The sequence below is a fragment of the Streptomyces sp. NPDC052701 genome (assembly GCF_040678355.1).
Taxonomy (GTDB): domain Bacteria; phylum Actinomycetota; class Actinomycetes; order Streptomycetales; family Streptomycetaceae; genus Streptomyces.
Window position 1 is genome coordinate 128,393 of the sequence record NZ_JBFATO010000013.1, and the last position, 23,984, is coordinate 152,376.

Below are 23,984 nucleotides of genomic sequence, written 5' to 3' on the forward strand. Positions count from 1 at the left end.
CACCGAGACTGCGCCACGGCACACCGGAACGGGCCGGGCTCGATCCCGGGGAACTGCGCCGCCTCGTGGCGGAGGTCCGCGCCCGCACCGCCGGGGAGCGCCCCTGGGCGGCGGGCGCCGTCGTGGTCGCCGGGCGCGGCCCGGTGATCGCCGTGGCGGAGGCGGCCGGCTGGGCCGTGCGGTACGCGGCGTACGACGAGGCGGCCGGCACGGGCGTGGAACTGCCGCCCGGGGAGCGGGTGCCGATGACGGTGGACACGCCCTTCGACCTGGCCTCGCTCACCAAGCTGTTCACCTCGGTGGCCGCCGTGCAGCAGATCGAACGGGGCAGGCTGGGCATCGACGCGCGGGTGGGCGCCTACCTGCCGGACTTCACGGCGGCCGCCCGGTACGGCGTCACCGTACGGCAGCTGCTCACCCACACCTCCGGACTGCGGCCCGAACTCCCGCTGTACGACTGCGCCGACGACGCCGAACGCCTGGCGCTGCTGCGTGCCGAGCCGCCGGTCGGGGTGCCGGGCACGTACTGCTACTCCGACCTGAACATGCTCCTGCTCCAGCACGTCCTGGAACGCCTCACCGGCCGCACGCTCGACACCCTCGTCCACGACGGCATCACCCGGCCGCTCGGGATGACGGCCACGCGCTTCGGGCCGTGCCCGGGCGCGGCGGCGACGGAGGACCAGCGGCGGCCGTGGGCCAAGGCCGACCGGGGCATGCTGCGCGGCGAGGTCCACGACGAGAACGCGTGGGCGCTGGGCGGGGTCGCGGGCCACGCGGGCCTGTTCTCGACGGGCCGGGACCTGGCGGTCTTCTGCCGCGCCCTGCTCGCGGGCGGCTCCTACGGCCCGGCCCGCATCCTCGGGCCCGACTTCACGGAGCTGCTGCTGACCCCGCCCGGACTGGGTTTCGCGGTGGACCAGCCCTGGTTCATGGGGGAGCTGGCGGGCCGGGGCGCGGCGGGGCACACGGGCTTCACGGGGACCTCGCTGGTGATCGACCCGGCGACCGGCACCTTCCTGGTGCTGCTGGCGAACACCGTCCACCCGCGCAGACGCCGCCCGGACAACGGCCCGAGGGCGGCGGCGGGGACGCGGATGGCCCGGGCGGTGCGCGGGGCGTGAGGGCGGACGCACGGGAGCGGGCGGTCCGGCCGGCCGGCGGACCTGAGAGAATCGCACGGTGAACACCCCCGTCCTGGCCCCGGCCGAAACCCTCCGCACCGCCCTCGCCGGCCTGCTCGACGGGCTCCCCCCGAAGCGGGCCGCGCAGGCGGTCGACCGGCTCATCGCCCACTACCGGGGGGCCACCCCGACCGACGCGCCCATCCTGCGGGACCGGGCCGACGTGGCCGCGTACGCCGCGTACCGGATGCCCGCGACCTTCGAGGCGGTGCGCTCGGCGCTGGCGGCGTTCGCGGACGCCGTGCCCGGCTGGGCACCGGACAGCCACACCGATGTCGGCGGCGGCACCGGTGCCGCCGCCTGGGCGGTGAGCGCCACCTGGGAGGGGGAGCGGCCCGTGACCGTCCTCGACTGGGCGGAACCCGCGCTCGCGCTCGGCCGGGAGATCGCCGCCGCCCACCCGGCGCTGCGCGGCGCCCGCTGGCGGCGCGACCGGATCGGGGCGGCGCTCACCCTGCAGGACACGGACCTCGTCACCGTCTCCTACGTCCTCAACGAGCTGACCGCCGCCGACCGGAGCGCCCTCGTCGACGCCGCCGCCTGCGCCGCGCGGGCCGTCGTGATCGTCGAACCCGGCACCCCCGACGGCTACGCCCGTGTCATCGAGGCCCGCGACCGCCTGATCGCCGCCGGCTTCCACGTCGCCGCCCCCTGCCCGCACAGCGCCGCCTGCCCCATCGCGCCCGGCACGGACTGGTGCCACTTCTCGGCCCGGGTCAGCCGTTCCTCCCTGCACCGCCAGGTCAAGGGCGGCTCCCTGGCCTACGAGGACGAGAAGTTCAGCTACGTCGCCGCCGCCCGCCTCCCGGTCGCCCCGGTCCCGTCCCGCGTCGTCCGCAGGCCGCAGATCCGCAAGGGGCAGGTCCTGCTCGACCTGTGCGGGACCGAGCCGTCGCTGCGCCGCGCCACGGTCACCAAGCGCCACGGGCCCCTCTACAAGGAGGCCCGGGACACGGACTGGGGGGACGCCTGGCCCGCGGCGGTGCGCGAGGAGGCTTAGACGGCGGCCGGCGGACGCCGGCTCCGCCGTCCGCCCCGGAGGGGAGGACGCGGGGCGCCGGTCACGACGACTTGTCGGCCGCGCCCCCTTCCCGCCGTTTCTCCTGGAGCTTGCGCAGCAGCTCCCGTTTCTGCGCCTGGGGATCGGTGCCGCCGCCGGCCCGGCCGCCGTGACCGCCGCCGCGCAGGGCCCTGCGGCCGAGCTTCTGCCGCGTCCCGCCGACTCCCAGCATGTTCCCGGCTCCGCCTCGGGTCATCGGGCTCTCCTTCCGTGCACCACCGCGCCAATGAACGAGACGGTTCGTCTCGCTCGCGTGGCCCCACTCTCCGGCGAGACGTTCCGTCTTGTCAACCTGATAAATTCGCCCCATGGCCGCATACGAGTCCGCCCCGTCCACCCCCCGCAGGCCCACGCCCGACGCCACCCGCCGCAGCGAGAGGTCCCGGCGCGCCATCTACGACGCCGCCCTCGCGCTCGTCGGCGAGGTCGGCTACCGGAAGACCACCGTCGAGGGCATCGCCGCCCGCGCCGGCGTCGGCAAGCAGACCATCTACCGGTGGTGGTCGTCGAAGGCGGACGTGCTGCTGGAGGCGTTCCTCAACCTGGGCGAGCGGGCCGCCCGGGACGCGGGGCAGGCGTCGCAGGCCATCCCCGACACCGGTGACGTCGCCGCCGACCTCAAGGCCGTGCTGCGCGCCACCGTCGACGAACTGCGCGACCCCAGGTTCGAGGCGCCCTCCCGCGCGCTGGCCGCCGAGGGCGTCGTCGACGAGCAGCTGGGGCGGATCTTCGTGGCCAGGCTGCTGGAGCCCTCGCTCCGGCTCTACGTCGACCGGCTGCGCGCCGCGCAGGAGGCGGGGCAGGTCCGGGCCGACGTCGACCCGCGCATCGCCCTGGAACTGTTCGTCTCCCCCCTCGCCCAGCGCTGGCTGCAGTACACCGGCCCGATCACGTACGAGTACACCGACACCCTGGTCGACTACGCCCTCAACGGCCTCGCGCCGCGCTGACCGGCACGGCCCGCACCGGATGCCGGGCCAGCCGTCCCGGCGCGTCCGTGATGATCCCGTCGCAGCCCAGCGCGAGGGCCCGGTCCCGCTGCCCCGGGGTGAGCACCGTGTGCGCCCACACCCGGGGGATGCCCGAGCGCGCCGCCCGCACCAGGTCGGCGTCCCGCGCCTTGACGTCGACGTCCAGGAGGTCCACGTACGACCGCCACCGCTCGGGCCGGTCGGTGCGCAGCTGCCGGGCCGAGCGCCACACCTGCGACAGCAGGCCCAGGCGGTGCGCGCGCCGGGCCACCTCGGGATCGTTGGAGTTCACGAAGACCGAGCGGGTCAGGCCCCGGTCCCGGATCAGCCCGGCCAGCCGGTCCAGGCCCTGCGGGTCCTTCGCCTCCAGCATCAGCACGATCCGCCCGCCGAGGCGGTCCAGCACCTCGGCGACCGTCGGCGGCCGCTCCGAACGCCAGCTGCCCGGCAGCGACGCCTTCGGCCGCAGCCGCACGCCCCGCCACTCCCGGGCGTTCAGCGCGCGCACCTCGCCGCCGAGGTAGGTGGTGCGGTTCAGGGTCGGGTCGTGGAAGGCGACCGGCGTGCCGTCGCGCAGGACCCGGGTGTCGACGTCCAGGACCTGCGCCGTGCCACGGTGGTAGGCGGCCATCAGCCCCGACATGCTGTTCTCGGGGACCTCGCGGGCGCCGCCGCGGTGGGCGACGTACGTCACGCGGGGCAGCGCCGCCACCGTCACCGGGGCCGTGCCCCACTCCAGCGGGACCGGCGCGCGGCCGCCGGATCCCGTGAGGAGCGGCGAGACCACGGACGCCGCGGAGGCCAGGCCGGTCAGCGCGATCTTTGTGATCATGCGACCACGGTAGGGCGAGAAATCCCGGCAAAGCGGTCAATGACACCCGATCTCGGCACGGCGTACGCCTCGTCCCGCCGGCGTACGCCTCGCCCCACCCGTGTGCGTCTCGCCCCACCTGTTCCGGATGTGGGCACTGGCCCCCCGGCGCGCAGGATGATGGGACCATAAGGCATGCTGTTCGGCACGACGGCGAGGCGAGGGGATAGATGAGCGCGGAGTTCGGCGGCCGGAGCGGCCTGCAGGGCAAACTCTCCCAGTGGCTGCGCGGCGGACGCCGGCCGAAGGAGGCCGCCGGTGACGGCGGCCGTGAGGCCCTGCTGCTCGCCGCCGCCGCCGCGGGACTGCCCCTCGCGCCCGCCGCCCACCCGGCCGGATACATGTGCTCCTGCGACCGCGTGGGCTGTCCCACCCCGGCCCGGCACCCGGTGTCCTTCGCCTGGCAGACGCAGTCCACCACCGACCGCGCCCAGATCGAGCGCTGGGCCCGCCACCAGCCGCAGGCCAACTTCATCACCGCGACCGGCATGGTGCACGACGTCCTCGACGTGCCCCTGGACGCCGGTCGCGACGCTTTGGAGCGCCTGCTCGCCGCCGGCGTCGAGGTCGGCCCGGTCGCCGAGAGCGACGACGGCCGCATGCTGTTCTTCACCCTCACCCGCGGCACCCCCGAGGACGAGGACGAGTGGTGGCCGTGCGAGCTGGACTGCCACCCGGAGACCATGGACGAGCACCCCGGCCTGCGCTGGCACTGCCGCGGCTCCTACGTCCTCGTGCCGCCCGCCCGGCTGCCCGGCGAGGACCAGTCGGTGCACTGGCTGCGCGGCCCCGAGCACCCGCTGCCGGACCCGCTGAGCCTGCTGGAGGTCCTCACCGACTCCTGCGCCCGCCACGGCGGCGAGGAGGCCGACCAGACGGGCACGGCCTGGCCCCTGCGCCACTGAGGCCCGGCGGGCGTCACCCGCCCTGCGCCGACGTCAGCCCCTGGATCCGCCCCAGGACCGACACCTTCCCGCCGCCCTTCGCCGGGGCGAGGGCCACCTCGTTGGAGACGAACTCCATCGTCAGCGACTGCTTGATCTCGCCCTTGGTGAGGGCGAGCACGTCGTCGGCGGGCGGGGGGACCGAGGCGCCCGGGTGGGCGGTCTGCTTCTCGTAGTGGTGCGTGGAGAAGAACACCAGCGCCCCGCCGTCCGCCGTCCGCAGCGCCAGCGGCGCGTACGCGCCGCCGGTCAGCGGCTCGTCGATGTACTGGGTGACCAGCCCCGGCCGCTTGGCGGCCTTCGCCCGCTCCGCGCGCCACTTGCTGGTGTGCGTGCCGCCCGCGAAGGCGTCCCCGCCGTCCTTCAGGTACGTCGCGTAGCCCTGGCTCAGACCGCCGGGCGGGACGGCCAGCCCGGCGGAGTTCGCGGGAACGGCCTCGGCCCAGCCGTCCTTGTCCGTCTTGAACTCCGGGACGTCGCCGGGGGCCACCAGCGTCAGGTACGCCACCCGCCAGGCATCCTCCAGGCCGCTGCGGGTGAACACCAGCAGCCAGCGCGCCTCGCCGCCCTTGTTGCCCGCCGCGTCGGCGAGGAACCAGCGTGGCCAGCCCGCCTTCTTGGGGATCGTGAACCTGGCGTCGGTCAGTTCCAGCGGCGTGTGGCGGGGGTTTCCGCCCGGGTTGTTGGCGCGGCCCGCCTTCAGCCGCGCCCGGTCGATGTCGGCGAAGGCACCGGTGGTGCGGCCGGCGTCCAGGGAACTGTCGTACGCCTGGTCGGCCTTGTTGTACGCGGTGGTGAACTGCCGGAGCGCCTTCGCGGCCTCGGCGCGTGTGGCGGCGGGGAGCACCTCCCGCTCCCCGTGCACCACCACGCAGCCGCCCGCCGTGAGCGACGAAGCGGTCAGCGAGGCCGCCACGAGGGCGCTGCGGACAAGCCTGCGGGGCCTTCGAGGGCCGAGATCCCTGCTCATCGGGTTCCTTCACCTTCCCCTTTCCGGAGGCGAACCCTACCGGGGCGGACGAGAGCGCGAGCGCCGGCACCGGATACAGCGGCCACACCGTGACCCGGCGGCCCCGCCGCCCGGGACGACCCGGCCGTCCGGGCGGTGTTTGAATGCCCCCGTGACTGACTACGACGTGCTGCGCGTCTTCTGCGGCCCGCGCGGCGGATACGGCAACGAACTGGGCGTCGTCCGCGACGGCTCCCTGCTGCCCGGCCCCGCGGAGCGCCAGGCGTTCGCCGCCGAACTCGGTTTCAGCGAGACCGTGTTCGTCGACGACCCCGAACGGGGCGTCATCGACATCTACACCCCCACCCTGCGCCTGCCCTTCGCCGGCCACCCCTGCGTCGGCACGGCCTGGCTGCTCGACGTGCCCGAACTGGTCACGCCCGCGGGAGTGGTGGGGGCCCGTCAGGACGGCGAGTTCTGCTGGATCGAGGCGCGGGCGCAGTGGGCGCCGCCGCGCACCCTGCGCCGGTACGCGAGCGCCGCCGAGGTCGACGACCTGCCCGTGCCGCCGCCGGGGGAGTGGGTCTACGCCTGGGCCTGGGAGGACGAGGCCGCCGGGCGGGTCCGCGCCCGCGCCTTCCCCGGCCGCGGCGACGGTGTCGAGGAGGACGAGGCGACCGGCGCGGCGGCCCTGCTCCTGACCGATCTGCTCGGCCGGGCCCTGAACATCACGCAGGGCGCGGGCTCGCAGATACTCACCGCCCCGCAACCGGACGGGTGGGTCGAGGTCGGGGGACGCGTCCGCCTCGAACGCTGAGCCGGGACGGGCGCCGCGCGCCCGCCCGGGCCGGCACCGGGTCCCTCCCGCCGCGAGCGGGAGACCCGCCCCGTGTCCGCGCGGCTCACGCCGACAGCGGGAACTCCTCGCCGAGTGCCCGCAGGACCGCCGTGTTCAGCGCGAACGCCCGCTTGCACTCGGCCACGATCCGCTGCTTCTCCAGCTCGTCGGCCGGCACCGCGTCCAGCAGTTCGCGGTATCCCCGCTTGTAGGCGGCCGGGTTGGCGATCTCCTCGAAGACGTAGAAGCGGACCCCGTCGCCCTTCCTGGCGAAGCCCCAGGTCCGCTCGGCCCTGTCGCGGATGACCTGGCCGCCGGAGAGGTCGCCGAGGTAGCGGGTGTAGTGGTGGGCGACGTAGCCGGCCGGCCAGTCCCGCGCGCACTCCTGGATCCGGTCGGCGTAGGCCCGCGTGGCGGGCAGTGCGGTCAGGGTGGACCGCCAGCCCGGACCGCGCAGGTGCGCCAGGTCCCGCTCCAGGGCGGCCAGGCGGAACAGCTCCGGGCGGACGAAGGGCCCGGCCACCGGATCCGACGCCAGGGGCCGCGCGGCGGACTCCAGCGCCTCGTAGACGAACCACAGCTGCTCGGTGTAGCGCGCGTACGCCTCCACCCCCAGCCGGCCGCCCAGCAGATCGCTCATGAACGTCGAGTTCTCCGCCTCCGCGTGCTGCTCGTGCGAGGCGGTGCGGATGAGGGTCGAGAACGAGTCCATGCGGCCGATCCTTCATGCTTAGGCTTACCTAAGTCAATAGGTTGCCGACAGGGTGTCGGTAAATCGGCGAAGCCGCGTCCCGGCCGGCCGGCGCGGGCACGGCAAAGGGCCCGTTCTCCGGGGAGAGCGGGCCCTGGGCGGGGGAGGGACGACGGCTACGGCAGCGTGAGGATGTCCGCCCCGGTCTCGGTCACCACCAGCGTGTGCTCGAACTGGGCCGTGCGCTTGCGGTCCTTCGTCACGACCGTCCAGCCGTCGTCCCACATGTCGTATTCGTGGGTGCCGAGCGTCAGCATCGGCTCGATGGTGAAGGTCATCCCGGGCCGCATGACCGTCGTCGCGTGCGGGCTGTCGTAGTGCGGGATGATCAGCCCGGAGTGGAACGCCGTGCTGATGCCGTGCCCGGTGAAGTCCCGGACGACCCCGTACCCGAAGCGCCTGGCGTACGACTCGATGACCCGGCCGATGACGTTGATCTGCCGGCCCGGCTTGACCGCCCTGATCGCCCGGTCGAGCGCCTCACGCGTGCGCTCGACCAGCAGCCGGCTCTCCTCGTCCACGTCGCCGACCAGGTAGGTGGCGTTGTTGTCGCCGTGCACCCCGCCGATGTACGCCGTCACGTCCAGGTTGACGATGTCGCCGTCGCGCAGCACGGTCGAGTCGGGGATGCCGTGGCAGATGACCTCGTTGACCGAGGTGCACAGCGACTTGGGGAAGCCGCGGTAGCCCAGCGTCGACGGGTAGGCCCCGTGGTCGCACAGGAACTCGTGCGCCACCCGGTCCAGCTCGTCCGTCGTCACGCCCGGCGCGATGTGCTTCGCCGCCTCGGCCATCGCCTGCGCCGCGATCCGGCCGGCGACCCGCATCGCCTCGACGGTCTCCGGGGTCTGCACCTCCGGGCCGGTGTAGGGGGCCGGCGCGGGCTTGCCGACGTACTCGGGGCGGCGGATGTTTCCGGGCACGGAACGGATGGGAGACAGCTCCCCTGGTACGAGCAGCGACTGGCCAGACATGCCAGCGAGTCTAAGACAGCGCCGACGGGGGACCATGTCCGTGGCGAAAGGAGCTGCCCATGCCCCTGTTCAAGAAGCGGACGGCCGGGAAGCCGGGCGAGTGGTACTACTGCCTGGAGCACAAGAAGGTCGAGGAGGGGCCGGAGTGCCCGGCCAAGGACCGCTTCGGGCCCTACGCGAGCCGCACGGAGGCCGAACACGCGATGCAGACGGCCCGGGACCGCAACCTCCAGTGGGAGAACGACCCGCGGTGGCACGACGCCCCGGCGGGCGGCCGGGACGAGGACTGAAGCCCTCCCTGGCGGGGCGGGTGCGGATGCGGGGGCGGGTGCGCCGCGGCCGTGCGCGGCCGGCGCGCCCGTCCCGCCCGCCGGAGGGGCGGGCGGGGCCGTCCGGGCACGGTCCCGCGGCTACCAGTGCGCCGGCGGAGGAGCCGTCACCTGTTCCGCCAGCCTCGCCAGGCGGTCCCGGAAGCGCCGCCGCCCCCGTGGCGCCGGTACCGCGTTCTCCCCGGCCGCCGCGCCGACCAGGTGCTGCACCGTGTCCAGGTCCAGCTCCGAGCCGTCCGGCACGGCCAGCGCCTCGTGGGCCATCGCCGGCAGCTCCCCCTCGCCGGGGCCGAGGGCCAGCACCGTCGCCCCGGCCCGCCGGGCGTCGTGCACCCGCTCCAGCAGCGGAGCGCCGGGCCCCCGCTCCGCCACCACCAGCAGCGTCTCCCCGCGCCGTGCCGCCGTCAGCCGCCCCGGCCCGACCGCCAGGTGCGGCGGATCCGACGGGCGCGCGTCGTGCCGTACCAGGGTCGGGACCAGCTCCGGCGTGCCCGACCAGGCGGCCTCGTCCACCAGGTGCGCCGCCAGGTGCCACGGCTCGTACTCCTCGGTGCTCACGAGCAGCAGCCCGCCCCCGTGCGACACCACCGATCCCCGCAGCACCCCCGCGAACCGCCGCGTGGCCCCGAGCCACTCGGTCCCGGCGAGCACCTCCCTCAGCAGCGCGACCCGTACGGCATCCATGGGGCCGCATCCTGCCGCAACCGGTCTTCCGTGATCTGGAGTTCACCCCGCATTCGCTCGACCCGGGCACGGGGACGGATCACCCGTGCCGGCGTCGAACACCCGTGGGGTCCGCCGGTTTCCTCATCCCGGCCCCCGGTCGCCGGCACCCCGGCCGTCGTCGCCCCGGTCGCCGCGTACCGCGGCCCGGCCCGGCTCGGTCCGGCCCGGCCCGGCTCGGTCCGGCCCGGCCCGGCTCGGTCCGGCCCGGCCCGGCTCGGGCCGGCTCGGGCCGGACCGGTGCCGGCACCGCCGGGCCGCCGTACGGGAGCGGCGCCTTCGGCGCCCGCGGGGCGACCGCCCTCCGGCGGGCGCCCGCGACGGAGCCCACCCGGACCCGCGCGCGTGCGGGAGGCCGCCGGGGCGTACGAGGGGCGGCCGGGGGCGTGCGAGGGCGGCCGGGGGCGGACGTAGAGTCGGCCCATGACCTCTACCGACAGTGCTGCCACCGACAGCGCACAGAAGGCTCCCGCCAAGGACCCCTGGGACCTGCCCGACGTCTCCGGACTCGTCGTCGGCGTGCTCGGCGGGACCGGGCCGCAGGGCAAGGGGCTGGCCTACCGCTTCGCCAAGGCGGGCCAGAAGGTGATCATCGGTTCCCGGGCCGCGGAACGGGCCCGGGCCGCCGCCGAGGAGCTCGGACACGGCATCGAGGGCGCCGACAACGCCGAGTGCGCCCGCCGCAGCGACGTGGTGATCGTCGCCGTGCCGTGGGAGGGCCACGGCGAGACCCTGGCGTCCCTGCGCGGGGAACTGGCGGGCAAGCTCGTCGTCGACTGCGTCAACCCGCTCGGCTTCGACAAGAAGGGCGCCTACGCGCTCAGGCCCGAGGAGGGCAGCGCCGCCGAGCAGGCCGCCGCCCTGCTCCCGGACTCCCGGGTCACGGCCGCCTTCCACCACCTGTCGGCGGTGCTGCTGCAGGACCCGGAGATCGAGGAGATCGACACCGACGTCATGGTGCTGGGCGAGGCGCGCGCCGACGTGGAGACCGTGCAGGCGCTGGCCGGCCGCATCCCCGGCATGCGCGGCGTCTTCGCCGGGCGGCTGCGCAACGCCCACCAGGTGGAGGCGCTGGTCGCGAACCTGATCTCCGTCAACCGCCGCTACAAGGCGCACGCGGGGCTCCGCGTCACGGACGTGTGAGCCCATGGGGGACACTGGTCGGCGTAGCAGTGTCCCCCGACAGGAGCCCGCGCCATGCCCCGCCTCGCCCTCTACGCCCTCGTCGTCTGCGTCCTCGCCGTGGCCGCGGCCGTGGTCTCCTTCGTGCGGGGCAGCTGGCTGGGCGTCGTCTGGGTGCTGCTGGCCGGGCTGTCGTCGAACATGGCCTGGTACTACGTGAAGCGCGGCCGGGACGCCCGGCGCGGCTAGGGCCTCTCGTCCGGATCGTGCCGGGCTCGCGGGGTCCGGCCCGCCCCGGACGAAAGGCCCCGGCTCACGACCCGGCCGGGCAGTACTCGTTCGTGCCCTGCCAGAAGCGGTACAGCTCCTGACCGCAGTACGTCTCGAGGTCCGAGACGCCCAGCGCCGCCAGGACCGAGTCCACCACGCCGAAGAACGCGCCGTTCACCGACGGCACCCACAGCAGCGCGAAGACGAGGAGCAGGCCGAACGGGGCGAAGGGCTCCACCTGCCGCCGGACGCCGTACGGCAGCCAGGGCTCGACGACGCCGTAGCCGTCCAGGCCCGGCACCGGCAGGGAGTTCAGGATCGCGGCCGTCACCTGCAGCAGCGCCAGGAAGGCCAGCGCGAACCGGAAGCCGGCGGGCACGCCGTCCAGCGCGTCCAGCCAGAACGGGGCCGTGCACACGACGGCGAACAGCACGTTCGTCAGCGGGCCCGCCGCCGAGATCAGGCTGTGCCGCCAGCGGCCCCGGATGCGCCCGCGCTCGATGAAGACGGCGCCGCCGGGAAGCCCGATGCCCCCCATGATCACGAAGATCACCGGGAGCACGATGCTGAGCAGCGCGTGCGTGTACTTCAGGGGATTGAGCGTGAGGTAGCCCTTCGCGCCGACCGAGATGTCGCCGCTGTGCAGGGCCGTGCGCGCGTGCGCGTACTCGTGCAGGCACAGGGAGACGATCCAGGCGGCCGTCACGAAGAGGAACACGGCCACGCCGGGCTGCGCGGCGAACCCGGTCCAGGTGGCCCACCCCGTCACCGCCGTGACGGCCAGGAGCCCGACGAAGACGGCACTGATCCGCCGGTCGCTGCGGCGGGTGGCTGCGGTGGTCATCGGGCTCCCTGGGCTCTCGGACACGCGAGGGGACGTACGGGTGACGTGCGGGGACGGACGGCCCGACCGTACCGGGCGCACGCGGAAAACGTCTCGCGGGGGCCGCCGGTTCCGGAGAGGGTGGGGGACGCGGGCGGGGCCCGCGGCGCGGATCCGGCGGAGCCGCCTGGCGCCGGACCCGCGCCACCCGCCCCGCCCCGTACCGGCACCCGCGCGCGACGACCACCGGCGGAACCGGCCCGCCCCGGGCACCCGCCCCGCCCCGCACCGCCCGTCCGACCGAACCGACCCCCGGAGACAATGGACCCCGTGCGCTACCGCATCCTCGGCCCCACCCAGGCACTCCGCCCCGACGGCACCACCGCCCCCGTCGGCGGGGCCCGGCTGCGTGCCCTGCTCACCGTGCTCGCCCTGCGCGCCGGCCGCGCCGTCCCCGTCGGGCTCCTGATCGACGAGGTCTGGGACGGCGCCCCGCCCGCCGACGCGCCCGGCGCGCTACAGGCGCTGGTCGGACGGCTGCGCCGGTCCCTCGGGGCGGACGCGGTCGCCTCCGCGGAGGGCGGCTACCGCCTCACGGCCGCCCCCGACGACATCGACCTGCACCGTTTCGAGCGGCTGGCCGGCGAGGGCCTGCGCGCCCTGGCCGACGGCGACCCCGCCAAGGCGGCCGTCGTCCTCGACGACGCCCTCGCCCTGTGGCGCGGCCCCGCCCTCGCCGACCTGCCCGACCGCACCGCCGAGGCGGCCCGCTGGGAGACCCGGCACCTGGACGTGCTGCGCGCCCGCCACACCGCCGCCCTCGCCCTGGGCCACGCCGAGCAGTCCCTGCCGGAGCTGACCGCCCTGTGCGACGGCCATCCCCTGGACGAATCCCTCCAGGCCCTGCGGCTGCGCGCCCTGCGCGACGCGGGCCGCACCGCCGAGGCGCTGGCCGCCTACGAGGACGTACGGCACCTGCTCGCGGACCGCCTGGGCGCGGACCCCGGCCCGGAACTGCGCGCCCTGCACGCGGAGTTGCTCGGTCCGGGGGAGTCCAGGACCGGCGGTTCCACCGCGCCGGGCGCCGCGCGCCCGCCCCGGGCCGCCCGGCCGCACCCCCTCGCCGAGCCCGGACCTCCCGAGGGCGCGGGGGGAGCGTCCGGCCCGCCGGGCCCCACGCCTTCCCCCGGCGGCACGGGTGCCTCCGGCCCCGCGGACCCCGGCCCCGCGGACCCCGGGTCCTGCGGCCGCGGCGCGGAGCCCTCCGGCCCCGCGGCCGCCGTGCCTGCGAGCGGTGGCGCGGGAGCCTCCGGGCCCGCAGCCTCAGGGCCCGCCGCCTCCGGGCCCTCCGGCCACGGCGGCGCGCCCCACGGCTTCCCGGACTCCACGCCTTCCCGCGCCGGCGCGGGAAGCGCCGCCCCGGACTCCCCCGGGCTCCGCACCGCTCCCGCCGCCCCGGACCCCGCCCCGGGCAACCTCCGTGCCCGCCTCACCTCCTTCGTTGGCCGGGAGGCCGACATCGAGGCCATCCGGGGCGACCTCGCGGCGGCCCGGCTGGTCACCCTGCTCGGGCCCGGCGGGGCCGGGAAGACCCGGCTGTCGCAGGAGGCCGCCGAGACCGTCCGGCACGCCGTGCCGGACGGCGTGTGGCTGGCCGAACTCGCGCCGGTCGACGACCCCGACGCCGTGCCGGAGGCCGTCCTCACCGCCGTCGGCGCCCGCGAGACCGTGCTCTACGGCGCCGGCGCCGAGAGCATCCGGGCCGCCGTCGCCGACCGGCACGACGACCCCGTCGAGCGTCTCGCCGAGCACTGCGGCAGGCGCCGGATGCTGCTGATCCTCGACAACTGCGAACACGTCGTCGACGCGGTCGCCCGCCTGGCCGAGGAGCTGCTGGAGCGCTGCCCGGGCCTGACGGTGCTCGCCACCAGCCGGGAACCCCTGGGTGTGCCGGGGGAGCTGCTGCGCCCGGTGGAGCCGCTGCCCGAGCCGGTCGCGCTGCGGCTGCTCGCCGACCGAGGGGCCGCCGCCCGGCCGGGCTTCCGGGTGACGGACGATCCGGACGCCTGCGCCGAGATCTGCCGGCGCCTGGACGGCCTGCCGCTGGCCATCGAGCTCGCGGCGGCCCGGCTCCGGATGCTGACGCCCCGCCAGATCGCCGACCGGCTCGACGACCGCTTCCGCCTGCTCACCTCCGGCAGCCGTACCGTCCTGCCCCGCCAGCAGACCCTGCGGGCCGTGGTCGACTGGTCCTGGGACCTGCTCGACGAGGACGAACGGGACGTGCTGCGGCGGCTGTCCGTCTTCGCGGGCGGCTGCGACCTCGCCGCCGCCGAGGCCGTGTGCGGCCCGGCCGCCCTGGAGGCGCTCGCCTCGCTCGTCGACAAGTCCCTGGTCGTCGCCGCGCCCTCGGACGGCGGCGCGATGCGCTACCGGCTGCTGGAGACGGTCGCCGAGTACGCGGGCGCCCGGCTCGAGGAGGCGGGGCAGCGCGCGGAGGCGGAGCACGCGCACCTGACGTACTACCGCGAACTGGCCCGCACCACCGACCCGTTGCTGCGCGGCTCCGGCCAGCGCGCCGCCATCGGGCGGCTGGAGCGGGAGTACGAGAACCTGCGCACCGCCCTGCGGCACGCCGTCGCCCGGCGCGACGAGCAGGAGGCGCTGTGCCTGGTGCTGTCCCTGGTCTGGTACTGGCAGATGCGCGATCTGCGCATCGAGGCCCGCAACTGGTGCCGGGAGGTCATGGCCCTGGGCCCCGACCCGTTCGCCGAGCCGGTGCGGCCCGCCGCGCCGGTGTGGCAGCGCTGCACCGACGCCCCGCCGCCGATGACCGGCGAGGTGCTGGCGGAGGCCCGGCGCGGGGTGCACCTGGCCCATCTGGCCTACATGGACACCGAACTGGACGACTGGCAGAACCCGCAGGCGCAGGACAAGCTGCGCGCCGTCGCCGCCGCCTACGAACCGGGCCTGCCGCAGACCTGCCGTCCGCCCGGCGCGTACTGGGTCTTCGCCGTGATGCTGACCGGCGACATGGACCGGCTGCGCACCGCCGTCGACGCCGCCGTGCGCACCTGCCGCCGGACGCCCGGGTTCGACTGGGAGCTGGCCATCAATCTGCAGATCCGCGCCAACTTCCTGGCCAACCGCGCCGACTGGGCCGGCGGCGCGGCCCGGGACGCCGACGAGGCGCTGGAGATCCACCGGCGTCTGGGCGACGAGTGGGGCACCGCCGAGGCGCTCTCGGCGCGCGGCGAGGCCCACGAACGCACCGGCGAGTACCGGGCCGCCGCCGCCGACTACGAGGCGGCCGTCGAACGCGCCGAACGCCTGGGCGCCCGCGCCCAGACGGCCGTGCTCAGCGCCCGCCTGGGCGCCGCGCTGCTGGAGGCGGGCGAGGGCGAGCGCGGCGAGCGGCTGCTGCGCGACGTGATCGCCCGGACGCGCTGCGGCCACAACGAGGCGCTGCCCGCGGCCCGGCTCTTCCTGGTCGGCTGGCTCGGCATGACCGGCCGCACCGCCGAGGGGCGCGAGCACCTGCGGCTGCTGCGCGAGGAGTTCCGCATCGCGCACTACGTCGTCTTCGACGCGTTCATCCTCGGCGCGGAAGCCTGGCTGGATGCGGTCGACGGCCGCTACGAGCAGTGCCTGGAGACGATACGGAAGGCGCTGGAGCGGGCCGCCGACCCGCTGTCCGAGGCCATGACGCCCCACATGCGCTCCGCGTACCTGACGGTCGCCGCGGTGGCGCTGGCCGGCCTGGGCGGTGAGCGGCGGGCCCGTGACGCGGCCCGCTGCCTGGGGGCCGCCGACGCCCTGCTGCCGCCCGGCCACGTCCCGGCCCGGCAGGAGCGCCGGGTGCGCGCGGACGCGGAACGGCGCACCAGGGCGCTGCTCGACGGCCCGGCGTACGAGGCCGCGTACGCCGAGGGCGGCGGCCTCTCCTTCCCGGAGGCCACCGCCCTCGTCTGACGCGCGGCGGCCCGCCGCCGCGCGTCAGGTCCTCGTGCGGAACTTGTGGACGGCCACCGGTGCCATCACCGCCGTGATGGCCACCGACCAGGCCACGGTCAGCCACAGGTCGTGCGCGACCGGGCCGCCCACCATCAGCCCGCGCGCGGCGTCCGCGAGCGAGGACAGCGGGTTGTAGTCGGTGAAGTTCTGCAGCCAGCCCGGCATGGACTGGGGCGGCGCGAAGATCGACGAGCCGAACTGCAACGGCATCAGCACCAGGAAGCCCATCGCCTGCACCGACTGCGCGTTCTTCATCACCACGCCGAGGGTGAGGAAGATCCACATCAGGGCGGAGCCGAACAGCGCGGACAGGCCCACGGCGGCCAGCAGGCCCGGCCAGTCGGTGATGTCGAAACCGACCAGGACGCCGACGACCATGAGGATCACGGTCGCCAGCAGCATCCGCACCAGCTCCACGGCGATCTTGGCGAACAGCACCGAGCCGCGGCCGATCGGCAGGGACCGGAAGCGGTCCATGACACCGGTGTTGAAGTCCTGGTTGAAGCCGGTCCCCACCCCCTGGGCCATGTTCATGCCCATCATGGCCATCAGCCCGGGCACGATGTACTGCACGTACGCGTCCTGCCCGCCGCCCAGCGACTGCCCGATCGATCCGCCGAAGACGTACACGAACAGCAGCGTGAAGACGACCGGGAACAGCACGGCGTCGAACATGGACTCCGGGTCCTGCCGGATCCACAGCAGGTTGCGCCGGATCAGCGCCCCGGTGTGCCGCAGGTGGGCCCGCAGGGGGATGCGGGCGTCGGCGGTGAGCGAGGGGGCGGCGACGGGCGCCCGGTGCGGGGCGGTGGAGGGCGACGGGTGGGCGCTCATACGGCGGCCTCCTCGCGGGCGTCGGCGGGCGCTGCGTCCTGCGGGGCACCGGCGCGGTGGCCGGTGAGGGACAGGAACACCTCGTCCAGGCTGGGCAGTTCGGTGGTGAGGGAGGCGAGGGTGATGCCGTGCGCGCCGACCGCGCCGATCACCGCGGTCAGCTGCTCGTCGCTGAGGATCGGCACCAGGACGCTCCCGCGCTCGGCGTCCACGGTGGTGCCCGCCAGCCCGGTGATGCCCAGGCCGTCGAGGGCCCCGGCGAGCGGCCGCAGCTGCGCCGGGTCGGCCGGGCGGACCCGCAGCGTACGGCCCCCGACCCTCGCCTTCAGCTCCTCGGTCCCGCCGCTCGCGACGACCTTGCCCCGGTCGACGACGGTGAGTTCGGAGGCGAGCTGCTCGGCCTCCTCCATGTACTGCGTGGTCAGCAGCACCGTCACCCCGTCCCCGACCATGCGCTTGACCTCGTCCCACACCTCGTTGCGGGTCCGCGGGTCCAGGCCGGTGGTGGGTTCGTCGAGGTACAGCACGACCGGCCGGCCGATCATCGAGGCGGCCAGGTCGAGCCGCCGCCGCATCCCGCCGGAGTAGGTGCCGGCCGGCCGCCCGGCGGCCTCGGTGAGGGAGAACCGTTCCAGCATCTCGTCGGCGCGCGCGCGTGCCTCCCTGCGGGACAGGTCGAGCAGCCGCCCGATCATGTACAGGTTCTCCCAGCCCGGCAGCTTCTCGTCGACCGAGGCGTACTGCCCGGTCAGCCCGATCACCCGCCGCAGCTGCCGCGGCTGCCGTACGACGTCGTAACCGGCGACGACGGCCTGCCCGGCGTCGGGGGCCAGCAGGGTGGACAGGATCCGCACGAGGGTGGTCTTCCCGGCCCCGTTCGGGCCGAGCACCCCCATCACGGTGCCCTCCCGCACCTCCAGGTCGACGCCGTCCAGTGCCCTGGTCTCCCCGTAGTGCTTGACCAGCCCCCGCACGGTGACGGCACTGCCGCCGGGGTTCTTGTCGATTCGCGTCATGCCGACGAGGGTGCCGGTGCCGGCCGACAAACCGTCTACAAGCCGCCGACAGGGCGCCGACGGCGGCGCGGAAAAGGGCGGGCCCCGCCGACGGGGGAAGATCGGCGGGGCCGCCCGTGGTGCCGCAGTGGCTCAGTGGACGGAGTGCTCCTCCTGCGGGAACGTTCCGCCGACCACGTCCTCGGCGAACGCCTTCACCGCGTCGCCCATCACCGTGCGCAGATCGGCGTACTGCTTCACGAACTTGGGCACCCGGCCCCCGGTCAGCCCGAGCATGTCGGTCCACACCAGCACCTGGGCGTCGGTTTGCGCGCCCGCGCCGATCCCGACCGTCGGGATGTGCAGGGTCCGCGTCACCTCGGCCGCCAGTTCCGCCGGCACCAGCTCCAGGACGACCGCGAACGCCCCCGCGTCCTGCACGGCCTTGGCGTCCCGCAGCAGCTGCTGGGCCGCCTCCTCGCCGCGCCCCTGCACGCGGTAGCCCATGGCGTGCACGGACTGCGGCGTCAGACCGATGTGCGCCATCACCGGGATCCCGGACTCCACCAGGAGCCTGATCTGCTCGTGCGAGCGCTCGCCGCCCTCCAGCTTGACGGCACCGACCCCGGCCTCCTTCACCAGCCGGGTCGCCGAGCGCAGCGCCTGCACCGGCCCCTCCTGGTACGAGCCGAAGGGCAGGTCGCCGACGATCAGGGAGCGCCGGGTGCCGCGTACGACGGCGGCGGACAGCATGGTCATCTCGTCGAGCGTGACGGGCACGGTGGTGTCGTACCCGAGGTGGCAGTTGCCCGCCGAGTCGCCGACGAGGATCACCGGGATCCCGGCCTCGTCGAAGACGGAGGCGGTCATCGCGTCGTACGCGGTGAGCATGGGCCACTTCTCGCCGCGTTCCTTGGCGGCGGCGATGTCGCGGACGGTGACACGGCGGGTGCTCTTGCCCCCGTACAGCGCCCTGCTGCCGTCGGAGGACTTCTGCTGCGCGTTCTGGGCAGCCGAAAGCTGCGTCATGGCAACGGCTCCTTACACGTCATCTCGAGGCGCCCTGACGGCGTCCCCGGACCACATCCATGGTGGCACCTCGTGTCACCGACGGCTAGGGGACCCCCGTCACCTCCGGACCGGCCCCGCCGCGGGCCCGCGGCGGCCGCGGCGGGGCCGGTCCGGCGCGTAAGAGTCGGGTAAAAACAATAAGATACGAGACGGTGTCGTATCGTAAATCCTCTACCCTCGGCGGCATGACCACTTCCCCCGACCGCGCCCGCCACAGCCCCCGGATACCGGAAGCCGTGCACCGGCGGCGCTGGGCGATCCTCGGCGTACTGATGCTGAGCCTGCTGATCGTGGTGCTGGACAACTCGATCCTGAACGTCGCCGTCAAGACGATCTCCACCCCCGCCCCGACCGGCCTGGGGGCCACCCAGAGCGAGCTGGAGTGGGCGATCAACGCCTACACCCTCGTCTTCGCGGGCCTGCTGTTCACGGCCGGCCTGCTGGGCGACCGGCTGGGGCGCAAGAAGGTGCTGCTCGGCGGCCTGACCGTGTTCGGCGTCGGCTCCGCGCTCGCCGCCTTCTCCGGCTCGCCCGGCGAACTGGTCGCCTTCCGGGGGGTGATGGGCCTGGGCGCCGCGTTCGTCATGCCGGCCACCCTCGCCGTCCTCATGAACGTCTTCGAGCGCGAGGAGCAGCCCAAGGCCATCGGCATCTGGGCGGGCGGCGTGGGCCTCGCCATCGCCATCGGCCCGATCACCGGCGGTGTCCTCCTGGAACACTTCTGGTGGGGCTCGGTCTTCCTGGTCAACGTGCCGATCGTGCTGCTCGCGCTCGTCCTGATGCTGTGGCTGGTGCCCGACTCCCGCGACCCGCGCCCCGGACGCCTCGACCCCGTCGGGGCCGTGCTGTCCGTCGTCGGCCTCGTCCTGCTCGTGCACGGCGTCATCAAGGGCGGCGAACTCGCCGACTTCACCGACGCGACCGTGCTGTCGACGATCGGCGCCGGCCTCGCCGTCCTCGTCGCCTTCGTCGTCCACGAGAAGCGCAGCGACCATCCCTCCCTCGACGTCACGTACTTCAGGAACAAGGCCTTCTCGGCCGCGATCGCCGCCGTCGCGCTGGTCTTCTTCGCGCTGATGGGCGTGACCTTCTTCGCGGTCTTCTACACCCAGAGCGTGCGCGGCTACTCCCCGCTGGAGACCGGCCTGCTGCTGCTGCCGCTGGCCGCCGCCCAGATGCTCTTCGCGCCGCGCGCCCGGCTGCTCGTCGACCGCTTCGGCAACAGGGCCACCACCACGGCCGGCATGCTCCTCCTCGCCGCCATGCTGGCCGCCTTCGCCACCCTGGACGCCGACACGCCCCTCTGGATCCTGGAAGCCGTCTTCTTCCTCATGGGCACCGGCATGGCGCACGTCATGACCCCGGTCAGCGTCGTCGTCATGCAGGCCCTGCCCCGCGAGAAGGCCGGCTCGGCCTCCGCGCTCAGCAACACCTTCCGGCAGGTCGGCGGCGCCCTCGGCATCGCGGTCCTCGGCTCGGTCCTGTCCACCGCCTACCGCACGGACATCGAGGGCAGCCTCGGCGCGCTGCCGGCCGGCCTGCGCCACACCGCGGGCGAGTCCGTCGAGGCCACCCTGGGCGTCGCCGCGAAGCTCGGCCCGCGGGGCAGGGACCTGGTCGGACCGGCCCACGACGCGTTCCTGCACGCCATGCACATCACCGCCCTGTGGGGCGCGGGCGTCGCCGTGATCGGCGCGATCGTGGTGGCCCTGTTCCTCCCGGGGAAGCGGCAGGTGCCCGGAAAGGGCGCGCAGGAGGCAGAGTTGGGGGCGGCGGAGTAGCCCGCCGACCGAGCACCGCCCCAGCCCGCGGAAAGGACGCAGTGACGTGAGCCTCGCCGGAAGCCACCCCCGCCAGGACGGCCCCCCGAGGGGCCGCCCCCGCAGTGAGTCCGCCGAACGCGCCATCATCGAGGGCGTCATGGGGCTCCTGGAGGAGGGCGTGCCGCTCGCGGAGCTGTCCATCGAGCGCATCGCCCGCACCGCCGGGGTCGGCAAGGCCACCATCTACCGCCGCTGGAGAGGCAAGGAGGAGCTCTTCGTCGACGTGCTGCGCGCCGCCGAGCCGCCCGACCCCCAGCTCCCGGGCACCTCGGTGCGCGAGGACCTCGTGATCCTGCTGGAGGCGCTGCGCCGCCGCGGCCTGGCCGACCGCGCGTCGGCGATCCTGCACAACGTCCGCGTCCAGATGAAGAACAGCCCGGGGATCTGGGCCGCGTACCACAAGACCGTCGTCGCCCCGCGCCGCAGGGCCGGCCTGGAGGTCCTGCGCCGCGGCCAGCGCAGCGGCGAACTGCGCGCCGACGTCGACGCGGAACTGCTGTACGACCTCTTCGTCGGCCCCCTCCTGGTGCGCGCCGTCCTGCACCCGGACGCCGACCTCCCGGAGGACCTCGCGGAACAGGTGGTCGACACCCTCCTCGAAGGGCTGCGCCCGGCCGGCCCGCCGCCCCTCGCCGCGCGGCTCCCGCGGCCCTGAGCCCCGCCGCCGGACTCCCGCCGTCCGCCCGGGGAGCGGGAGTTCGACGGCGGGGCGGGGGCCGGCCGGCAGGGCCCAGTGTGCGCGTTTCGTCACAGAGGGCGCTTTCCGCGTCCGCGGCCGGAACTCACGCGCGCGGCTCGTGCGTCCTCGCCCCCGTACGGCCGTCGCAGGACGGCGGGAACGGAGCCGATCATCCCCTAGGGTCTTGGAGGCACGGGGGGAAGACGGTGTGCACGGCAGGTTGTGAGGCGACGGTATGGCGCAGCAGGCGTACATGACGGAGACGGCAGGCGGCTCGGGACCCGAGCGTCCAGGGACCCGGCTTCGGCGCCTGTTCGACCGCCTGACGGCCGGCTGGCGCGGCGACCGGCGGATCTGGCGGCGCGGCGTGATCGTGGCCGGGTGCGCGGTGCTGCTGGCCGGCGTCATGCTGGTCCACTCCCGCATCCCGAACGCGGTCGGCAACCTCGGCAGCCTCATCGAGACCTTCCTGCCCTGGCTGGGCGCGCTCGTCCCGGTGCTGCTGCTGCTCGCCCTGGTCCGCCGCTCGGCGACCGCGCTGATCGCGGTGCTGGTGCCGGCCGTCGTGTGGCTGAACCTCTTCGGCGGCCTGCTCACCGACAAGGCCACCGGGGGCGGCGGCCTGACGGTGGCCACCCACAACGTCAACGCCGACAACGCCGACCCGTCCGGCACCGCACGCGACGTGGCCGCCTCCGGCGCCGACGTGCTGGCCCTGGAGGAGCTCACCGCGAGCGCCGTCCCGACGTACGAGAGGGCGCTGGCGCCGACGTACCGGTACCACTCGGTGCAGGGCACGGTCGGGCTGTGGAGCAAGTACCCGCTGAGCGACGTGCGGGCGGTGGACATCAAGCTGGGCTGGACGCGGGCGATGCGCGCCACCGTGGCCACCCCGGCCGGCCGGGTCGCGGTGTACGTCGCGCACCTGCCGTCCGTGCGCGTGAAGCTGGAGGCCGGGTTCACGGCCCGCCAGCGCGACAAGAGCGCGGACGCCCTCGGCGAGGCCATCGCCGGCGAGCGGCTGACGAAGGTCGTGCTGCTCGGCGACCTGAACGGCACCATGAACGACCGCGCGCTCAACGCCGTCACCTCCCAGATGCGCTCCACGCAGGGCGCCGCGGGCAGCGGGTTCGGGTTCAGCTGGCCGGCCTCGTTCCCGATGGCGCGGATCGACCAGATCATGGTCAAGGGCATCGAGCCGGAGAGCTCGTGGACGCTGCCGCAGACGGGCAGCGACCACCTGCCGGTCGCGGCCCGTGTGAAGGTCGCCACATCCGGCTCCTGAAAGCCGCAGGTCGGCCCGGTTTCGGCACTTTCCGGCAACCGGGCCGTCACCTCGCGGAACACTCCTCCTGAGAGACTTTGTTCCGTAGTTGAACATACGCGTGCCGAACGCGCCCGAAAGTCTCGAGAGGTTCTTCATGCCCCTGGCCCTGCTCGCCCTCGCCGTGGGTGCCTTCGGCATCGGTACCACCGAGTTCGTGATGATGGGGCTGCTGCCCGACGTCGCGGACGACCTGGGCATCTCGATCCCCGCCGCCGGCCACCTGGTCTCGGCGTACGCGCTCGGCGTCGTCATCGGCGCCCCGCTGCTGGCGGCGGCGACCGCGCGGATGTCCCGCCGTACGGTCCTGATCGCCCTGATGGGCCTGTTCGTGGCGGGCAACGCCCTGTCGGCCCTCGCCCCCGACCAGCACTGGCTGCTGGCCGCCCGCCTGCTCAGCGGCCTGCCGCACGGCGCCTTCTTCGGCGTGGGCGCGGTGGTCGCCGCCGGCATGGCGGCCCCGGAGCGCAGGGCCCGCTCGGTCTCGCTGATGTTCCTCGGCCTGACGGTCGCGAACGTCGTGGGCGTGCCGGCGGCGACCCTCATGGGCCAGCACCTGGGCTGGCGGGCCGCGTTCCTCGGCGTCGGCGCGATCGGCGTGGCGGCGATCGCCTCGCTCGCGCTCCTGGTCCCGCACGACCGCGCCCAGGCCACCGCGACGGGCCTGCGCGGCGAACTGGCCGCGCTGCGCTCCCTGCCCGTCTGGCTGGCGCTGGGCACCACGGTCGCGGGCTTCGGCGCGCTCTTCGCCGCCTACAGCTACATCACGCCGATGCTCACCGACGCCGCCGGGTACGCCGAGACCAGCGTGACGCTGCTGCTGGCCCTGTTCGGCGTGGGCGCGACGGCCGGCAACCTGCTGGGCGGCCGGCTGGCCGACCACTCCCTGCGCGCCACCCTGTTCGGCGGCCTGACCGCGCTCGCGGCGGTACTGGCCCTCTTCCCGCTGCTGATGAGCACGGCGTGGAGCGCTGCCGCGGCCGTGACGCTGCTCGGCACGGCGGCCTTCGTCACCGGCTCCCCGCTCCAGCTGACGGTCATGGAGAAGGCCGCCTCCGCCCCGTCCCTGGCGTCCTCCGCCAACCAGGCCGCCTTCAACCTGGCCAACGCCGGCGGAGCCTGGATCGGCGGTCTCGCGCTGGCGGCGGGCCACGGCGTGACGTCCCCGGCCCTGACGGGCGCGGCCCTGGCCGTGCTGGGCCTGGCCGTGGCCGCGACGGCGTACGCGGTGGACCGGCGCCGGGTGCCGCGGGGCTCCCGCGAGCGCGTGGTCGCCGGGAACGTGCCGCAGGACGCGCAGGCGGTGCGCCGCTGACGGGCGCCCGGGCCGGAGGCGGCGGCCGGGACACGCCCCGGTCCCACCCCGTCCACCCCGTCACGCCCGAGGCCCGGGGCCGGACGCGGCCCGGCGCGGGGCGCGTCCGGCCCCGCCGCG

Annotated in this window: 23 protein-coding genes; 13 read left to right on the plus strand and 10 right to left on the minus strand. The window is 75.0% G+C overall.

The window, feature by feature from the left end:
- The first annotated feature begins 8 nt into the window (after positions 1 to 8).
- A complete protein-coding gene (locus AB0L29_RS17430) occupies positions 9 to 1,124 on the plus strand; it encodes a serine hydrolase domain-containing protein (RefSeq protein WP_365828084.1) in 1,116 nt (371 codons plus the stop codon).
- Positions 1,125 to 1,182: 58 nt separating this feature from the next.
- Positions 1,183 to 2,184: a small ribosomal subunit Rsm22 family protein gene (locus tag AB0L29_RS17435; protein ID WP_365827971.1), complete on the plus strand. Its 1,002-nt coding sequence runs from the start codon at positions 1,183 to 1,185 to the stop codon at positions 2,182 to 2,184.
- 61 nt (positions 2,185 to 2,245) lie between these two features.
- Here AB0L29_RS17435 and AB0L29_RS17440 read toward each other — a convergent pair whose 3' ends face one another.
- A complete protein-coding gene (locus tag AB0L29_RS17440; RefSeq protein ID WP_365827973.1) occupies positions 2,246 to 2,440 on the minus strand; it encodes a DUF6243 family protein in 195 nt (64 codons plus the stop codon).
- A gap of 112 nt (positions 2,441 to 2,552) precedes the next feature.
- On the opposite strand from AB0L29_RS17440, the gene AB0L29_RS17445 reads away from it, so the two are divergent.
- Positions 2,553 to 3,194, plus strand: a complete 642-nt coding sequence (locus AB0L29_RS17445) for a TetR/AcrR family transcriptional regulator (protein ID WP_365827975.1) — start codon at positions 2,553 to 2,555, stop codon at positions 3,192 to 3,194.
- Here the strand turns inward: AB0L29_RS17445 and AB0L29_RS17450 are convergent.
- Positions 3,172 to 4,047 carry a glycerophosphodiester phosphodiesterase gene (locus AB0L29_RS17450; RefSeq protein WP_365827977.1) on the minus strand — a complete coding sequence of 292 codons (876 nt, stop codon included), beginning with the start codon at positions 4,045 to 4,047 and terminating at the stop codon, positions 3,172 to 3,174. The genes AB0L29_RS17445 and AB0L29_RS17450 overlap by 23 nt on opposite strands.
- Positions 4,048 to 4,256: 209 nt before the next feature.
- On the opposite strand from AB0L29_RS17450, the gene AB0L29_RS17455 reads away from it, so the two are divergent.
- Positions 4,257 to 4,991 carry a bifunctional DNA primase/polymerase gene (locus tag AB0L29_RS17455; protein WP_365827979.1) on the plus strand — a complete coding sequence of 245 codons (735 nt, stop codon included), beginning with the start codon at positions 4,257 to 4,259 and terminating at the stop codon, positions 4,989 to 4,991.
- Between the two features lie 13 nt (positions 4,992 to 5,004).
- Here AB0L29_RS17455 and AB0L29_RS17460 read toward each other — a convergent pair whose 3' ends face one another.
- Positions 5,005 to 6,000 (minus strand): hypothetical protein, encoded by a 996-nt coding sequence (locus AB0L29_RS17460; protein ID WP_365827981.1) that lies wholly within the window; start codon positions 5,998 to 6,000, stop codon positions 5,005 to 5,007.
- A 151-nt stretch (positions 6,001 to 6,151) separates the two neighbouring features.
- Here AB0L29_RS17460 and AB0L29_RS17465 point away from each other — a divergent pair, with 151 nt between their 5' ends.
- Entirely contained in the window at positions 6,152 to 6,796 is a 645-nt protein-coding gene (locus AB0L29_RS17465; protein ID WP_365827983.1) for a PhzF family phenazine biosynthesis protein, read from the plus strand.
- An 85-nt stretch (positions 6,797 to 6,881) separates the two neighbouring features.
- Here AB0L29_RS17465 and AB0L29_RS17470 read toward each other — a convergent pair whose 3' ends face one another.
- Both AB0L29_RS17470 and map read right to left on the minus strand, forming a co-directional pair.
- The gene (locus AB0L29_RS17470) at positions 6,882 to 7,529 is read right to left on the minus strand and encodes a biliverdin-producing heme oxygenase (RefSeq protein WP_365827985.1); all 648 of its coding nucleotides are present in this window, start codon (positions 7,527 to 7,529) and stop codon (positions 6,882 to 6,884) included.
- Between the two features lie 155 nt (positions 7,530 to 7,684).
- Positions 7,685 to 8,542 carry a type I methionyl aminopeptidase gene (gene map, locus AB0L29_RS17475; protein ID WP_365827987.1) on the minus strand — a complete coding sequence of 286 codons (858 nt, stop codon included), beginning with the start codon at positions 8,540 to 8,542 and terminating at the stop codon, positions 7,685 to 7,687.
- 59 nt (positions 8,543 to 8,601) lie between these two features.
- Here map and AB0L29_RS17480 point away from each other — a divergent pair, with 59 nt between their 5' ends.
- Positions 8,602 to 8,832 carry a hypothetical protein gene (locus tag AB0L29_RS17480; RefSeq protein WP_365827989.1) on the plus strand — a complete coding sequence of 77 codons (231 nt, stop codon included), beginning with the start codon at positions 8,602 to 8,604 and terminating at the stop codon, positions 8,830 to 8,832.
- A 120-nt stretch (positions 8,833 to 8,952) separates the two neighbouring features.
- Here the strand turns inward: AB0L29_RS17480 and AB0L29_RS17485 are convergent, their stop codons facing one another.
- The gene (locus AB0L29_RS17485) at positions 8,953 to 9,555 is read right to left on the minus strand and encodes a hypothetical protein (RefSeq protein ID WP_365827991.1); all 603 of its coding nucleotides are present in this window, start codon (positions 9,553 to 9,555) and stop codon (positions 8,953 to 8,955) included.
- A 462-nt stretch (positions 9,556 to 10,017) separates the two neighbouring features.
- On the opposite strand from AB0L29_RS17485, the gene npdG reads away from it, so the two are divergent.
- Together npdG and AB0L29_RS17495 are read left to right on the plus strand one after the other, a co-directional pair.
- Complete coding sequence (gene npdG / locus AB0L29_RS17490) at positions 10,018 to 10,737, plus strand: NADPH-dependent F420 reductase (RefSeq protein WP_365827993.1); 720 nt, start codon at positions 10,018 to 10,020, stop codon at positions 10,735 to 10,737.
- A gap of 54 nt (positions 10,738 to 10,791) precedes the next feature.
- Positions 10,792 to 10,965: a hypothetical protein gene (locus AB0L29_RS17495; protein ID WP_365827995.1), complete on the plus strand. Its 174-nt coding sequence runs from the start codon at positions 10,792 to 10,794 to the stop codon at positions 10,963 to 10,965.
- A 64-nt stretch (positions 10,966 to 11,029) separates the two neighbouring features.
- Here the strand turns inward: AB0L29_RS17495 and AB0L29_RS17500 are convergent, their stop codons facing one another.
- Entirely contained in the window at positions 11,030 to 11,830 is an 801-nt protein-coding gene (locus tag AB0L29_RS17500; protein WP_365827997.1) for a site-2 protease family protein, read from the minus strand.
- Positions 11,831 to 12,130: 300 nt separating this feature from the next.
- Here AB0L29_RS17500 and AB0L29_RS17505 point away from each other — a divergent pair, with 300 nt between their 5' ends.
- On the plus strand, positions 12,131 to 15,781 hold the full coding sequence (locus AB0L29_RS17505; protein ID WP_365827999.1) for a BTAD domain-containing putative transcriptional regulator: 3,651 nt from the start codon (positions 12,131 to 12,133) through the stop codon (positions 15,779 to 15,781).
- A gap of 24 nt (positions 15,782 to 15,805) precedes the next feature.
- Here AB0L29_RS17505 and AB0L29_RS17510 read toward each other — a convergent pair whose 3' ends face one another.
- The 3 genes from AB0L29_RS17510 to panB form a co-directional block, all read right to left on the minus strand.
- Positions 15,806 to 16,657 carry an ABC transporter permease gene (locus AB0L29_RS17510; RefSeq protein WP_365828001.1) on the minus strand — a complete coding sequence of 284 codons (852 nt, stop codon included), beginning with the start codon at positions 16,655 to 16,657 and terminating at the stop codon, positions 15,806 to 15,808.
- Positions 16,654 to 17,673, minus strand: coding sequence for an ATP-binding cassette domain-containing protein (locus AB0L29_RS17515; RefSeq protein ID WP_365828003.1), 1,020 nt, complete (start codon positions 17,671 to 17,673; stop codon positions 16,654 to 16,656). Before AB0L29_RS17515 ends, AB0L29_RS17510 begins: the two co-directional genes overlap by 4 nt.
- A 132-nt stretch (positions 17,674 to 17,805) precedes the next feature.
- Complete coding sequence (gene panB, locus AB0L29_RS17520; protein WP_365828005.1) at positions 17,806 to 18,681, minus strand: 3-methyl-2-oxobutanoate hydroxymethyltransferase; 876 nt, start codon at positions 18,679 to 18,681, stop codon at positions 17,806 to 17,808.
- A 227-nt stretch (positions 18,682 to 18,908) separates the two neighbouring features.
- On the opposite strand from panB, the gene AB0L29_RS17525 reads away from it, so the two are divergent.
- The 4 genes from AB0L29_RS17525 (at position 18,909) to AB0L29_RS17540 (ending at position 23,864) form a co-directional block, all read left to right on the plus strand.
- Positions 18,909 to 20,504: an MFS transporter gene (locus AB0L29_RS17525; RefSeq protein WP_365828007.1), complete on the plus strand. Its 1,596-nt coding sequence runs from the start codon at positions 18,909 to 18,911 to the stop codon at positions 20,502 to 20,504.
- Positions 20,505 to 20,550: 46 nt separating this feature from the next.
- Positions 20,551 to 21,201 carry a TetR/AcrR family transcriptional regulator gene (locus tag AB0L29_RS17530; protein WP_365828009.1) on the plus strand — a complete coding sequence of 217 codons (651 nt, stop codon included), beginning with the start codon at positions 20,551 to 20,553 and terminating at the stop codon, positions 21,199 to 21,201.
- A 259-nt stretch (positions 21,202 to 21,460) separates the two neighbouring features.
- Positions 21,461 to 22,510 (plus strand): endonuclease/exonuclease/phosphatase family protein, encoded by a 1,050-nt coding sequence (locus AB0L29_RS17535; RefSeq protein WP_365828011.1) that lies wholly within the window; start codon positions 21,461 to 21,463, stop codon positions 22,508 to 22,510.
- Positions 22,511 to 22,646: 136 nt separating this feature from the next.
- Positions 22,647 to 23,864 (plus strand): MFS transporter, encoded by a 1,218-nt coding sequence (locus AB0L29_RS17540; protein ID WP_365828086.1) that lies wholly within the window; start codon positions 22,647 to 22,649, stop codon positions 23,862 to 23,864.
- Positions 23,865 to 23,984: the final 120 nt, after the last annotated feature.